7 protein-coding genes are annotated in these 13928 nt (G+C 69.8%); 6 read left to right on the top strand and 1 reads right to left on the bottom strand.

The genetic code is table 11. The features are described from left to right. Nucleotides 1-28 precede the first annotated feature (28 nt). Nucleotides 29-967: a GlxA family transcriptional regulator gene (locus tag ACLJQ7_RS19525; RefSeq protein WP_410649605.1), complete on the top strand. Its 939-nt coding sequence runs from the start codon at nucleotides 29-31 to the stop codon at nucleotides 965-967. Here the strand turns inward: ACLJQ7_RS19525 and ACLJQ7_RS19520 are convergent. After that, entirely contained in the window at nucleotides 964-1254 is a 291-nt protein-coding gene (locus ACLJQ7_RS19520; RefSeq protein WP_410649604.1) for a hypothetical protein, read from the bottom strand. The genes ACLJQ7_RS19525 and ACLJQ7_RS19520 overlap by 4 nt on opposite strands. Before the next feature lie 118 nt (nucleotides 1255-1372). Here ACLJQ7_RS19520 and ACLJQ7_RS19515 point away from each other — a divergent pair, with 118 nt between their 5' ends. The 5 genes from ACLJQ7_RS19515 (at nucleotide 1373) to ACLJQ7_RS19495 (ending at nucleotide 13883) form a co-directional block, all read left to right on the top strand. Continuing rightward, nucleotides 1373-2632 carry an MFS transporter gene (locus ACLJQ7_RS19515; protein ID WP_410649603.1) on the top strand — a complete coding sequence of 420 codons (1260 nt, stop codon included), beginning with the start codon at nucleotides 1373-1375 and terminating at the stop codon, nucleotides 2630-2632. A gap of 387 nt (nucleotides 2633-3019) precedes the next feature. Further along, entirely contained in the window at nucleotides 3020-4249 is a 1230-nt protein-coding gene (locus ACLJQ7_RS19510) for a diguanylate cyclase (RefSeq protein ID WP_410649602.1), read from the top strand. Between the two features lie 25 nt (nucleotides 4250-4274). After that, on the top strand, nucleotides 4275-5717 hold the full coding sequence (locus tag ACLJQ7_RS19505) for an ArnT family glycosyltransferase (protein ID WP_410649601.1): 1443 nt from the start codon (nucleotides 4275-4277) through the stop codon (nucleotides 5715-5717). A 199-nt stretch (nucleotides 5718-5916) separates the two neighbouring features. Then, complete coding sequence (locus ACLJQ7_RS19500) at nucleotides 5917-7098, top strand: DUF222 domain-containing protein (RefSeq protein WP_410649818.1); 1182 nt, start codon at nucleotides 5917-5919, stop codon at nucleotides 7096-7098. Between the two features lie 1295 nt (nucleotides 7099-8393). Next, a complete protein-coding gene (locus ACLJQ7_RS19495) occupies nucleotides 8394-13883 on the top strand; it encodes a carboxyl transferase domain-containing protein (protein ID WP_410649600.1) in 5490 nt (1829 codons plus the stop codon). The last annotated feature ends 45 nt before the right edge of the window (nucleotides 13884-13928 follow it).

The following is a 13928-nucleotide window of genomic DNA, read 5'->3' as shown; positions in this document are numbered from 1 at the left end:
TCGCCATCGGGGCGGGTACGGTGCGGTCATGCACACCGTCGCCGTCCTGGCGCTGGACAAGGTGATCCCGTTCGACCTCTCGACGCCGATCGAGGTCTTCACCCGGACCCGGCTCGCCGACGGAAGCGCGGGTTACCGGCTGCTCGTCTGCGCCGAACACCCGGACGTCGACGCCGGGCACTTCTCCCTGCGCGCGCCGTGGGGACTGGAGGCACTGCGCGAGGCCGGCACGATCATCGTTCCCGGCACCGCGGATCCGGCCGGGCCGTTGCCGGAAACCGTCCGTGACGCGCTCACCTCGGCCGCCGCGAGGGGCACGCGGATCGCCTCGATCTGTTCCGGCACCTTCGTTCTCGCCGCCGCGGGCCTGCTCGACGGCCTTCGCGCCACCACGCACTGGGTCGCCGCCGAGGCGCTGGCCGCGGCGTATCCGGACATCGATGTCGACCCGGACGTGCTCTATGTCGACAACGGGCAGATCCTGACGTCCGCGGGCGCCGCCGCCGGCCTGGATCTGTGCCTGCACCTGATCCGGCGGGACCACGGCTCCGCGATCGCGGCCGACGCCGCCCGCCTTTCGGTCATGGCGCTGGAACGCGAGGGCGGCCAGGCGCAGTTCATCGCGTTGCGGCATCCGCCCGCTCCCCGCGGCGCGGCACTGGAACCCACCCTTCTCTGGATGCAGGAGAATCTCGCGCGCGAGCTCACTTTGGCCGACATCGCCGCACGCGCCGGGATGAGCACGCGCACGCTGATCCGGCATTTCCGCGAGCAGACCGGGACGACGCCGCTGCAATGGCTGCACCGGGCGAGGGTCCGGCAGGCGCAGCATCTGCTGGAGACCACTCAGTACGCCGTCGAACGGGTCGGCGCCGAAGTCGGTTTCGGTTCGCCCACCGCGTTCCGCGAGCGGTTCAAGCGCACGACCGGCGTCAGCCCCGGCACTTACCGGCGCGCTTTCCGTTAAGCGACGACGGCCAGTGCGGTGTCCGAGGCCCGCGCCCTGGCCTGGTCGGCGAACCGCTTCCGGGCGGCGACGACTCTGAGCCAGCGATCCGAGCGGTCGGCGTCGAGATCGAAGGTGGCGCGGGCGAGCACTTCGGCGGCGCGGGCGGCGGAGTCGATCTCCGCGGCGGCGCCCAGGTAGTCGCCCGCGTCGATCAGCTTGTGGGCGCGACGCATTTCGGTCTGCGCGGTCGAGTAGATGGCGTAGGCGGCGAGGTTGTTCGCCAGCGGGCCCAGTGAATGCGACATCGGATTCTCCGTTCCGTCTCTTACCGACACGTCGAACGGGCCCGCGCCGGTTCGACACGGCCGGCGGAATTTTCTCGAGGGTTGCGCCGAGTGGCCGCTTCACGACAGCCTGAAGCGCATGCCAGCCCGAGCGGCGTCGTTCCGCAGCGTCTTCGCGGTCGCCGGATTCCGCCGGATCTGGCTCGCGCATCTGCTCTCGGTCGCCGGCGACCAGCTGGCCAGGGTCGCGCTCACGGTGCTCGTGTTCGACCGGACGTCGTCGGCGGGGTGGGCCTCGGCGGCGTACGCGCTGACCTTCGTGCCCGATCTCCTCGGCGGCGCGCTGGGTGGCATCGCGGACCGGTTCTCGCGCCGCACCGTGATGGTGGTGACCGACGTCGGCCGCGCCGTCCTGATCGCGCTGATGGCGGTGCCGGGGCTCCCGCTGCCCGTCGCGGCCGCGTTGTTGTTCGTCGTGCAGCTCATGGCCGGGCCGTTCCACGCGGCCAGGCAGGCGATGCTGCCGGATCTGCTCGACCCGGACCGGCTGGTCGTCGGCCAGGCCGTCATCTCGTCCACCTACCAGGCCGGGCTCGTGGTGGGCTTCGGCGCGGGCGCCGCCGTCGTCACCGGCCTCGGTGTGCCGGGGGCGCTGTTGATCGACGCGGGCACGTTCGCGTTGTCGGCGCTCATGCTCCGCTTCGGGCTCGAGCGCTACCCGCCCGCTGCGCGGGGCCACCACGAACGTCCGTCCCTGATCGCGGACTGCCGTCTGGTGGCGCGCGACCGCAAGCTGCGCTGGCTGCTGCTCATCGCCTGCTGCTGCGGTTTCTACGTCGTGCCGGAGGGCCTCGCCGTCCCGGTCGCCGCCGAACTGGGCGGTGCGAGCGCGTTGCCGTGGCTGCTGGCCGCGAACCCGGTCGGTTCGGTGCTCGGCGGCATCCTGTTGAGCCGGATCCCGCGCGAACGGCAGATCCGGGTGCTGGGCGCGCTGGCGGTGGCGAGCAGCCTGGTGCTGATCCCGACCGCCTGGGCTCCGGGCTTGGTCCCGATCGTCGTGCTGTGGACGATCTCGGGGGTGTTCTCCGCACACGACATGATCACGCAGACGCAGTACAGCCTCGCGGCGCCGCCTGCCCAGCGCGGTCAGGTGATCGGGGTCGCGATCGCGGCGTTGCGAGCGGCTCAGGCGGCGGGGATCGCGGCGGCCGGGCTGCTGGCCCAGGTCGTCGCGCCGACCACCGTGGTCACCGTCGCGGCGGGCGCGGGAGTGTTGGTCGCCGCGATCGCCGGGGCGGGCTGGTCACGGGCGGTGCCGTCCCGCCGCGGCCCCGAGGAATCCGGAGATCCCGTGGGGCCTGCCGGCGGGACGACACCCGTTGGCGAGCACGGTTCCTGACACATCACGTCCAGTTGTTGTCACGACGGGTCGTCCAGTTGTTGTCACGCACTACGTTCACCTCCCTTCGCGAAGCCGCGCACTCACGTGGGCCGGATCACTCAGGTCCAGTTGTTGTCCCGCATGTCGTTCACCTCCTCCGAAATAGCGATTTATCCGGCAAAACACTCACCAGTTGTTGTCCTGCATCGGTGCATCTCCCTCGTTTCGGTTGGGCTGTCCGGGGGAATTCGGGGCCGCGTGTCTTATCGTCGGAGACAACGCGGTCGTCGCCGTCCCGGTTCGATTACGGTGTAGATCACCGACGGAAGAGGGTGTGTGGACGGACGACTCGGCGGCGCACGGCGGCGGCTCAGGGCCTGGCACCTGTGGAGCCTGCCTCGACCTGTGCGTTCCTACGTCCTGGTCGTGAATCTCATCGCAGTCCTCTCGACCGCCGCCACGGCCAGGCTGGTCACGGTGACCGGCACCGACCTGATCCGGTTCGGCGTCTTGACGCTGTGCGCGGCCATCGCGATCGAGGGCACCCGGCAGATCGAACGCCAACGGGAGTACGACAGGGCCCCGTCGGTCGCCTACGTCGACACCAAGGCGGTCTGGAGCGTCGCCGCCGTCATCGCGCTGCCGCCGGTGCTCGCCGCCGCGATGGTCGTGGTGACCTACACCATCGCATGGCTGCGGATCTGGCCACACCAACGGCCGGTTCTCCCCCATCGGTGGATCTTCTCCGCCGCGACGGTGCTCTGCGGCACGCAAGCCGCCGTCGTCGTCCTCAGCCTCGGCATGCGCCACTACCCCGGCCCGCCCGATTCCGGGCTGCTCGCCGGGCTTGGCGACCTCGCAGTCATCATCGTCGCCGCGGCCCTGCGGTGGGCGATCAACACCGCGCTGGTGATGATCGCGATAGCGCTCTCGTCGCCGCCGAAGTCGATCGGCGAACTGTTCTCCGGGTTCGGCGACCAGATCCTCGAAGCGGGCGCGCTCGGCCTCGGTCTCGTGACGGCCGTCGTCCTCGTCCAGGCCAACCCGCTGGTGCTGGTCGGGGTGGTCATCGCGCTGGTCGCGCTGCACCGCGGGCTCCTGCTGACGCAGTACCGGCGCGACGCGCACACCGACGCCACCACCGGTCTCGTCACGAAACGCCGCTGGCGTCAGCTGGCCGAAGAGCAGCTGGGCCGGACGCGTTCCGGGCGCAAACTCGGCGTGCTGTTCCTCGACCTCGACAATTTCAAGACGATCAACGACACCTACGGCCATCCCAACGGCGACCTCGTCCTGCGCGCGGTCGGTGACGCGCTGCGCGCCGAGATCCGGGAGCAGGACGTCTGCGGGCGGTGGGGCGGCGAGGAGTTCGCGATCGTCGTCCCGGACATCCACGGCGAGGAGACGCTGCTCCAGGTGGCCGAACGGATCCGGCACCAGGTGGCGGTGGTGTCGGTCGCGCTGCCCGATCGCGACGCCGTGCTGACGGACCTGACGGTGTCGATCGGCGGGGCGCTGTACCCGGCGGCCAACATCACCAGCGTCGACGACCTTCTCGTCGCCACCGACATGGCGCTCTACCGCGCGAAACAAGGCGGCCGCAACAGGGTCGAATTGGCGCCGCCCGCGCAGTAGGCTTCGCCTCGTCTGGGGAGGCGCGATGGAGCGATTCGCTCGGGGTCCGGTCGGTCTGGTGGTCGCGATCCAGATCCTGGTGCTGACCCTGGTGTCCGGCCGGTACGGCTTCCATCGGGACGAGCTCTACTTTCTCGCCGCGGGGAAACGGCTCGACTGGGGTTATGTCGATCAGCCACCGCTGACACCCTTGCTCGCGAGGTCCTCCACCGACGTCTTCGGCGCCACTCCCGCCGGTCTCCGCGTGGTCGCGACCTTGTGCGCCGCCGCGACGGTGGTTCTGCTGGCCCTGGTCGCCCGCGAGTTCGGCGGCGGTCGCGGCGCACAGGTCCTCACTGCCGCGACGACCGCGCTGGCGGCGTTCGTCGTGGTCGACGGGCACATGCTGTCGACGGCCACCGTCGACATGCTGGTCTGGAGCGCGCTGGGCCTGGTGGTCCTGCGCCTGTTCCGCACCGGGGACGGACGGTGGTGGCTCGCGATCGGGGGCGTCGTCGGCATCGGGCTGGAGGGCAAGTGGCTCGTCCTGCTGATGGTCGCCTCGATCGGTCTGGCGGTACTCGCCGTCGGCCCGCGGACGGTGTTCCGCACAGGCTGGCTTCCCGCCGGGATCCTGCTCGCGCTCGTCTTGGCCGCCCCGGCACTGATCTGGCAGGCTGCGCACGACTTCCCTTTGCTGACCGTGGCTTCCGGCATCAGCGAGGACGACGGCGTGGAGAACCGGATCCTGTTCGTGCCGATGCAGCTGCTCTACCTCTCCCCCGTTGCCGTGCCGATCTGGATCGCCGGCGGACTGAGGCTGTGGCGCGATCCCGACCTCCGCTGGGCCCGCTCACTGGCGCTGTCGTATCCGGTGCTGTGCGTGATCTTGCTGGTGCTGGGCGGAAAACCGTACTACTCGGCGCCCTTCCTGTTGCTGCTCGCGGCCGCCGGCGCCGAACCCTGCCTGCGCTGGCTCGACCGCACCTGGCGCCGCACTCTCGCTGTCGCCCTGGCTTTCGCGGGCGCGGCCATGTCACTCGTCGTCGGGCTGCCCCTGCTACCGCCGTCCGCGCTGGCGCCGGTTCTGGCCGTGAACAAGGAGCAAGGCGAACAGGCGGGATGGCCGGAACTGGCTTCATCGGTCACCCGGGTCTGGGAGCGGATCCCGGCGGGACAGCGCACGAACGCGGTGATCTTCACGCGGAACTACGGGCAGGCGGGGGCTTTGGAGCATTACGGGTTTCCCGCGGTGTACTCCGGGCATATGTCCTATGCGGACTGGGGCCCTCCTCCGGCTGACGCCGTGGGCCCGGTGGTCGTCGTGGGGCCCTACCTCCCGGCGTGGTTCACCGGATGCCACGAGGCGGCCGTGCACGACAATGGGCTCGGCGTGGAGAACGAGGAGCAAGGAGTGCGGATTTCCTTGTGTGCGACGACTTCCCGGCCTTGGTCTGCACTGTGGGGCGAGATGCGGCACTACTACTGATCGGTCGTTGCCGTTTGATGGAAACTGCCGGTCTTCCTCTGGCCAGCTCCGTCGTTGTCGACATCTGAGGTCGCTAACGTTGCCATATAAGGGAAACTGTCTCGGGCCGGAAACTGTCGGTGGTGGGTTGTAGCTTGCGGGTGTGGACACACGCAACGCCACTGTGGCGCTACTCAAGGAAATCACTTCGTCCGATGTGTTGAAGGAGGTCAATGCCGCACTGGATTCGTTGGAGGAAAAGGATGCTGTGGACGCCGCCGTTGCGGCGTCTGAGGGCATCGCGCGGTTGGAGGCGGTCCGGTTCCGCGCGTTGGCGCAGCTGGACCGTCACCGCGAAGGTGCCGCCAGTGTGGTGCAGGAGGTCGCGTTCGCTTTGTCTGTTGTGGACGGTCATGCGGCGGGTCTGGTGTCCACAGCCGTGGCGCTGACCTCCCGGCTGCCCCGCACCCTGGGGCTGCTGGATCGCGGGCAGGTGGGTGGTTACGGGGCGATGAAGGTCGCCACAGCCACCGCGTGGCTGTCCGACGACGACGCCCGTGCGGTGGACGCCGTCCTGGAGGACCGTCTGCCGGACAGGAATTCGGAGCAGATCCGGAAGGCGGCGAATCACGCGGCGATGATGGCCGACCGTGACGGTGCCGCGCGTCGTGTGGAGCGGCACCGTGGCGGGCGCCGGTTGTCGATCCGGCACGGGGAGACCGGGGTCGCCTCGATCGAGGTCGAAGACGGACCGGTGGAGAAGGTCGCCGCTGCCTACACGCGGATCGATCGTGAGGCGCGGGCGCTCAGGACCGGTGGGGAGACCCGCACCCTGGATCAGCTGCGTGCCGACATTGCCCTCGACCTGTTGCTGGGCGGCCAAGGCGGGAAGAGTGAACGGTCCGAGGTGTTCCTTTACATGGACCTCGACACCTACCTGGGGGTGAACGAGGATCCGGCGGAGGTGGCCGGGCATGGGCATATTCCGGCGTCGCTGGCCCGGCAGATCGCGTCCGGGCCGGACACGGTGCTGCGGCGGATCATCACCGATCCGCTCTCCGGGCAGGTCCTGGATTTGGGCCGGGACCGGTATCGGCCGACGGCGGGGTTGGGTGAGTTCGTGCGGGCCCGGGACCGGGAATGCCGAAGACCCGGTTGCCACCGTCCCGCCCAGGCCTGCGATCTCGATCATTCGGTGCCGTGGCAGCACGGCGGGCACACCGCCGACACCGACCTGGTCGACTTGTGCCGCCGCGACCACCGCTTGAAAGACGAACCCGGCTGGATCTACCGGCTCGCCTCCGACGGCACCCTCACCATCACCACACCCACGGGGCGCAGTTACGACAGCTCGCCGCCGCCGCTGCACGAACCCCGCACCGAGGAACCACCACCGTTCTGACTCCGTCGCCGAAACACGGCTATGGCGCGATCGAGAGCTGTCATCTCGCGGCGAGCCTGTCCGCACGCGCCCCCGACGGAGCAGCCACCACCGCTGCCGACGTCGCCGAAAACCGGCCACGGCCCATCAACTCCCGGCGAACACCCCACACGCGCCCCCAACCGAGCCGCCACCACCGCTGCCAACGTCGCCGAAAACCGACCATGACCCCCTCAAGACCCACCAACCCCCGGTGAACCACCACACACACCCCCAACCAGGCGCCACCACCCCTCCTAACGCCGCCGAAAACCGACCAAACCCCCTCAAGACCCCATCAACCCCCGGCGCACCAGCCCACACACACCCCCAACCCAGCCGCCACCACCGCTGCCAGCCTCGCCGAAAAACGACCCACGCCCCCTCAACCCCCGGCGCACCAGCCCCGCCACACACCCCACCCGGGCGCCACCACCACTCCCAACGTCGCCGAAAACCGACCACGCCCCCTCAAGACCCCATCAACCCCCGGCGCACCAGCCCACACGCACCCCACCCCAGCCACCACCCCCACCCTCGCCGAAAAACGACCACGCCGTCCCCGGCACAACAGCGACACACAGCACTGCAGCAACCCGACAGCCACCGCACCCAGCCAAAGCACCCGACGCCAACGCGCCCTCACCGAAAACCGACCACAACCCCCTGCACCCCGACGCCGCCCCTCAAAGGAACGCCATCGCCCTGACCACGTCGCCGAAACCGATCGACAACCGCCATCACACCGCCGGACCACCCCGACGCACTCCCGACCCCAACCACCATCAGCCCCCGAGGGACAACCGACGCCATCACCTACTGCCGTAGCCGAAAAACGGCCACAGCCCCTACAACTCGCCCCCAACGTCGCCGAAATCCGACCACGACCGCCCCGGGACAACGGCACCTCAACAGCCACGACCCACCAGCCACCACCCCCGGCCAACCACCCGCCCCGGCCGTCGCCGAAGAACGGCCACCCTCGTCACACCGGACAGAAGCGACCCCCGATGAAACCGGCGTGAACACCGGATGACACCTCGCGAACCCGGCTACCAAGCCGAACCCTCAGTTGTCCACTTCATGACGTCATCTGGCCCCACGACTAGGTGTTCCAAGACACTTTTTGGCGGGTTTCTACAACACCCGGCCCTCGGCATGCGCCACCGACGACATTCTCGTACCGGCCGGTAAGAGGCAGGCTGATAGACAGGTACAGAAGACTGTCCCGCACGTGATCCGGCGGGCCAGTGTCGCGCACTTGGGAGGCTCAGTCGGTGTTCAGTCGTGTCGCCATCGTCAACCGCGGAGAAGCCGCGATGCGGCTCATCCACGCAGTCCGCGAGCTTTCGGCGGAGACCGGACGGCGGATCGAGACCGTCGCGCTCTTCACGGACGCGGACCGGTCGGCGACGTTCGTGCGGGAAGCCGACATCAGCTACAACCTCGGCCCCGCGTCGGCGCGCCCGTACCTGGATTTCGCCGTCCTGGAGCGGGCGCTGACCGAGACCGGGGCCGACGCGGCCTGGGTCGGCTGGGGTTTCGTGGCCGAGGATCCGGCCTTCGCCGAGCTGTGTGAGCGGCTAGGCGTCACCTTCATCGGGCCGAGCGCGGATGCCATGCGCAAACTCGGCGACAAGATCGGCGCGAAGCTGATCGCCGAAGAGGTCGGCGTCCCGGTCGCTCCGTGGAGCCGCGGCGCCGTCGCGGACCTCGACGCCGCCATCAAGGCCGCCGACGAGATCGGTTACCCGCTGATGCTCAAGGCGACCGCCGGCGGTGGCGGCCGCGGAATCCGCGTCATCACCTCCGCCGACGAGCTCAAGGACGCCTACGAGCGCACCAGTCTGGAGGCCGAGCGCGCCTTCGGCAGCGGCGTCGTCTTCCTGGAGCGCCTGGTTACCGGCGCCCGGCACGTCGAGGTCCAGGTCATCGCCGACGGGCAGGGCACCGCGTGGTCGCTCGGCGTCCGCGACTGTTCGGTGCAGCGCCGCAACCAGAAGATCATCGAGGAGTCCGCCTCCCCGGTGCTCTCCCCCGAGCAGGCCGACGAGCTCAAGCGGTCCGCCGAGCGGCTCGCGCTCGCGGTCGACTACCGCGGCGCCGGAACGGTCGAGTTCCTCTATCACCCCGGTGACAAGCTGTTCGCGTTCCTCGAGGTCAACACCCGTCTGCAGGTCGAGCATCCGATCACCGAGCTGACCACCGGTATGGACCTGGTCAAGGCCCAGCTGCACGTCGCTTCCGGCGGCAAGCTCGAAGGGGTCCAGCCCGCCGAATTCGGTCACGCCGTCGAGGCGCGGCTCAACGCCGAGGACCCGGACCGCGATTTCGCCCCGTCGCCCGGCCGCATCGCGCGCCTGGACCTGCCCGCCGGTCCCGGTATCCGGGTCGACACCGGGGTCAGCGAAGGCGACGCGATCCCGGCCGACTTCGACTCGATGATCGCGAAGATCATCGCCTACGGCCGCGACCGTGACGAGGCGCTCGGCCGGCTGCGCCGCGCGATGGCCCAGACCACGGTCATCATCGAGGGCGGCGCGACCAACAAGAGTTTCGTCCTCGACCTGCTCGACCAGCCCGAGGTGATCGACGCCCAAGCCGACACCGGCTGGATCGACCGCGTCCGCGGCGAAGGCAAGCTCGTCACCCACCGCCACTCGGCGATCGCGCTCGCGGCCGCCGCGATCGAGGCGTACGAGGACGAGGAAGCCGTTGAGCGCCAACGGCTTCTCTCCACCGCGCATGGTGGCCGCCCGCAGGTCCAGCACGAGAGCGGCCATCCGCTCGACCTCAAACTGCGTGGCGCCGCGTACCGCGTGAGCGTCGCCCGGATCGGCCACCGCCGGTTCCGCGTCGGCGTCTCGGCGGCAGGCGGCGACATCCACCCCGCCGACGTCGAGGTCGACCGGTTCGACGAGCACACCGGCCAGATCACCGTCAACGGCACCCGGTTCCGCCTGGTCACCGGCACGCACGGGCCGATCCACCTGGTCGAGGTCGACGGCGTCACCCACCGCGTCAGCCGGGACGAGGGCGGCGTCGTCCGCTCCCCCGCGCCCGCGCTCGTCGTCGCGACACCGCTGGAGGTCGGCGCGGAGGTCGAGGCGGGCGCGCCCGTGCTGGTGCTGGAAAGCATGAAGATGGAGACGGTGCTCCGCGCGCCGTTCCGCGCGAAGCTGCGTGAGTGCGTCGTCTCGGTCGGCAGCCAGGTCGAGACCGGCGCCCCCCTGCTGCGGCTCGAGCCGCTGGCGGAGGAAGGCGCCGAGGTCGTGGAGGATACGGGCAGTGTCGAGATCGAGCTGCCCGCCGAACCGGACGGGACTTCGGCGGCGCAGCGGGTCACCCGCGGTCAGCAGGATCTGCGCAGTCTCCTGCTCGGCTTCGACGTGGACCCGCACGACGAGCGCCGCACGCTCAGCACGTACCTCGCGGCCCGTGCCGAACTGGAGGGCAACGGCGACCGCCCGCTGGAGGGCGAGGTCGAGCTGCTGACCGTGTTCGCCGACCTGTCCGAGCTGATGCGCAACAAGCCGGCCCGTGAGGACGCCAAGACGGACACCCGGGTGCACAGCTCCCGTGAGTTCTTCCACACCTATCTGCAGAGCCTCGACGTCGAACGCGCCGGGCTGTCGGAGTCGTTCCAGAACAAGCTCAAGAAGGTGCTGTCGCACTACGGCATCGACGACCTGGAGCGCACGCCGGAACTGGAAGAGGCGGTCTTCCGCATCTTCCTCGCCCAGCAGCGGACCTCGTCCGACGTCGCGGTCGTCACCGCGCTGCTGCGGCAGTGGCTCACCGAGCCGCAGCCGTTCGAGTCGATGCGCGAGCCGGCGGGCAAGGCGCTGGAAGCGCTCATCGCCGCCACTCAGCTCCGTTTCCCGGTGGTCGGCGACCTGGCGCGCAGCGTCGTGTTCCGCTGGTTCGCCCAGCCGCTGCTCCGCCGCACACGTGCCGAGGTGTACAGCGAGGTCCGCAAACACCTGCGTCACCTCGACCTGCACCCGGATTCGCCGGACCGCGCCGAGCGGATCGCGAGCATGCTGGCCAGCGCGCAGCCGCTGGTCCGCCTGCTCGGGCAGCGGATCGGGCGTCCCGGTACCGATCACACCCCGCTGCTGGAAGTCCTGAGCCGCCGCTACTACGGCAACCGCGCGCTCACCGGTGTCCAGCAGGTCACCGTCGGCGGCTGCACCTTCGTCACCGGTGACTACACCGACGACAACGAGCGGTTCCACATGGCCACCACCGCCGTCGACCGCGCCGGGCTCCCCGGGGCGATCAAGGCGGTCGCCGATCTCGCCGCGCAGCTGCCCGCCGACACCGACGTCGAGGCCGACCTCTACCTGACCTGGGACGACGAGTCCGCCGACGACGACACGATGGCGGCCGGGCTGCGCGAGGTCCTCACGGCCGAGTCGCTGCCGAGCCGCGTCCGGCGGATCACCACCACCGTCGCCGGGCACGGCGGCGCGGTGATGCACCACCACTTCACCTTCCGCCCGTCCTCGACCGGGTTCAGCGAAGAGCGGCTGATCCGGGGTCTCCACCCGCTGATCGCCCAGCGGATGCAGTTGCAGCGGCTGGCGAACTTCGACCTCACCCGGTTGCCGTCGGGCGACGAGGACGTCTACCTGTTCAAGTGCGTCTCGCCGATGAACCCGTCGGATCAGCGGCTGGTCGCGCTCGCCCAGGTCCGCGACCTGACCCCGTTGCGGGACAACGACGGCAAGCTGCTGGCCCTGCCCGCGGTCGAAGGCACGCTGGCGGGCTGCCTCGACGCGATCCGCGAGGTGCAGGCGAAGCTTCCGCCGAGGAAACGCTTCGACACCAACCGGATCATGCTGTACGTGTGGCCGACCAGTGAGCTCACCGGCGAGGAGCTGGACACCGTCGCGCAGCGTGTTCAGCCGTCGACGGCGGGCGCGGGGCTGGAAGAGGTCCAGTTCCTCGGCAGGCAGCGCGACCGCGCGACCGGCGAGGTCAAAGAGGTCGCCGTGCGGATCGGCTACGACGTCAGCGGCGGCGTGCAGATGTCGCTGTCCGAGCCCACCACCGAGCCGATCCTGCCGCTGGACGACTACCGCCAGAACGTCCTGCGCGCCCGTCGCCGCGACACGGTGTACCCGTACGAGCTGACCGAGATGCTCGGCTCGTTCACCGAGTACGACATGGACGACACGAAAACGCTGGTCCCGGTCGACCGGAAGAAGGGCCGCAACAAGGCGGCGATCGTCGCCGGCGTGGTCACCACGCCGACCGAACGCCACCCGGAGGGCGTCAAGCGCGTGGTGCTGCTCGGTGACCCGACGAAGGCGCTCGGCGCGCTGTCGGAGCCGGAGTGCTCGCGGGTGATCGCGGCGCTGGACCTCGCCGAGCGGCTGCGGGTCCCGCTGGAGTGGTACGCGCTCTCGGCAGGCGCCCGGATCTCGATGGAGTCCGGCACCGAGAACATGGACTGGGTCGCGGCCGCCCTCAAGCGGATCGTGCACTTCACCCAGAACGGCGGCGAGATCAACATCGTCGTCGCCGGGATCAACGTCGGCGCCCAGCCGTACTGGAACGCCGAAGCGACGATGCTCATGCACACCAAGGGAATCCTGGTGATGACGCCGGATTCCGCGATGGTGCTGACCGGCAAGCAGTCGCTCGACTTCTCCGGTGGCGTGTCGGCGGAGGACAACTTCGGCATCGGCGGTTACGACCGCGTGATGGGCCCGAACGGCCAGGCGCAGTACTGGGCGCCGAACCTCGCCGCGGCGCGTGACGTGCTGATGTCGCACTACGACCACACCTACGTGGCGCCGGGCGAGCCCGGCCCCCGCAAGGCGGTCACGAACGACCCGATCGACCGGGACGTCTCATCGTTCCCGCACGCGGTCGTCGACAGCGACTTCACCACGGTGGGCCAGATCTTCTCGCGGGAGGCCAACCCCGACCGCAAGAAACCGTTCGACATCCGCACCGTGATGCGCGCGCTGTCGGACCAGGACCACCCGGTCCTGGAGCGCTGGCCGGGTATGGCGGACGCGGAGACCGCGGCCGTGCAGGACGTGCACCTCGGCGGGCGGCCGGTCTGCCTGCTCGGAATCGAGTCGCGCTCGGTGCCGCGCCGCGGCTTCCCGCCCACCGACGGCCCGGACACCTACACCGCGGGCACGCTGTTCCCGCGGTCGTCGAAGAAGGCGGCGCGGGCGATCAACGCGGCCAGCGGCAACCGGCCGCTGGTGGTGCTGGCGAACCTGTCCGGCTTCGACGGCTCGCCGGAGTCGATGCGGAAACTCCAGCTGGAGTACGGCGCGGAAATCGGCCGGGCGATCGTCAACTTCGAGGGCCCGATCGTGTTCACCGTGATCTCGCGGTACCACGGCGGCGCTTTCGTGGTCTTCTCGAAGGCGCTGAACCCGAACATGACGGTGCTGGCGCTGGAAGGCTCGTTCGCCTCGGTGCTCGGCGGCGCGCCGGCCGCGGCGGTCGTGTTCGCGGGTGAGGTCAACGCGCGGACGGCGGCGGATCAGCGGGTGCGGTCGCTGACGGAGAAGCTCAGCGGGGCGACCGGTGCCGAGCGTGCCGCGCTGGCCGCGGAACTGGCCGAGGTCCAGTCGTCGGTGCGCGCCGAGAAACTGGGTGCGGTCGCGGCCGAGTTCGACGGCGTGCACAGCATCGAGCGTGCGGTGAAGGTCGGTTCGGTGGACGCGATCATCAGCGCCGCCGAGATGCGGCCGCGCATCATCGAGGCGATCGAACAGGGCCTGGCGAAGCAGTAGCGCTCAGAAGCGGTAGCACTCAACCGCAATGAAGGGGCCTTTCAT

Source organism: Amycolatopsis sp. cmx-4-54, assembly GCF_046548895.1.
Lineage (GTDB): Bacteria > Actinomycetota > Actinomycetes > Mycobacteriales > Pseudonocardiaceae > Amycolatopsis.
The sequence above is the reverse complement of the archived record's forward strand: the minus strand, read 5'-3'. Positions and strand labels throughout refer to the sequence as shown.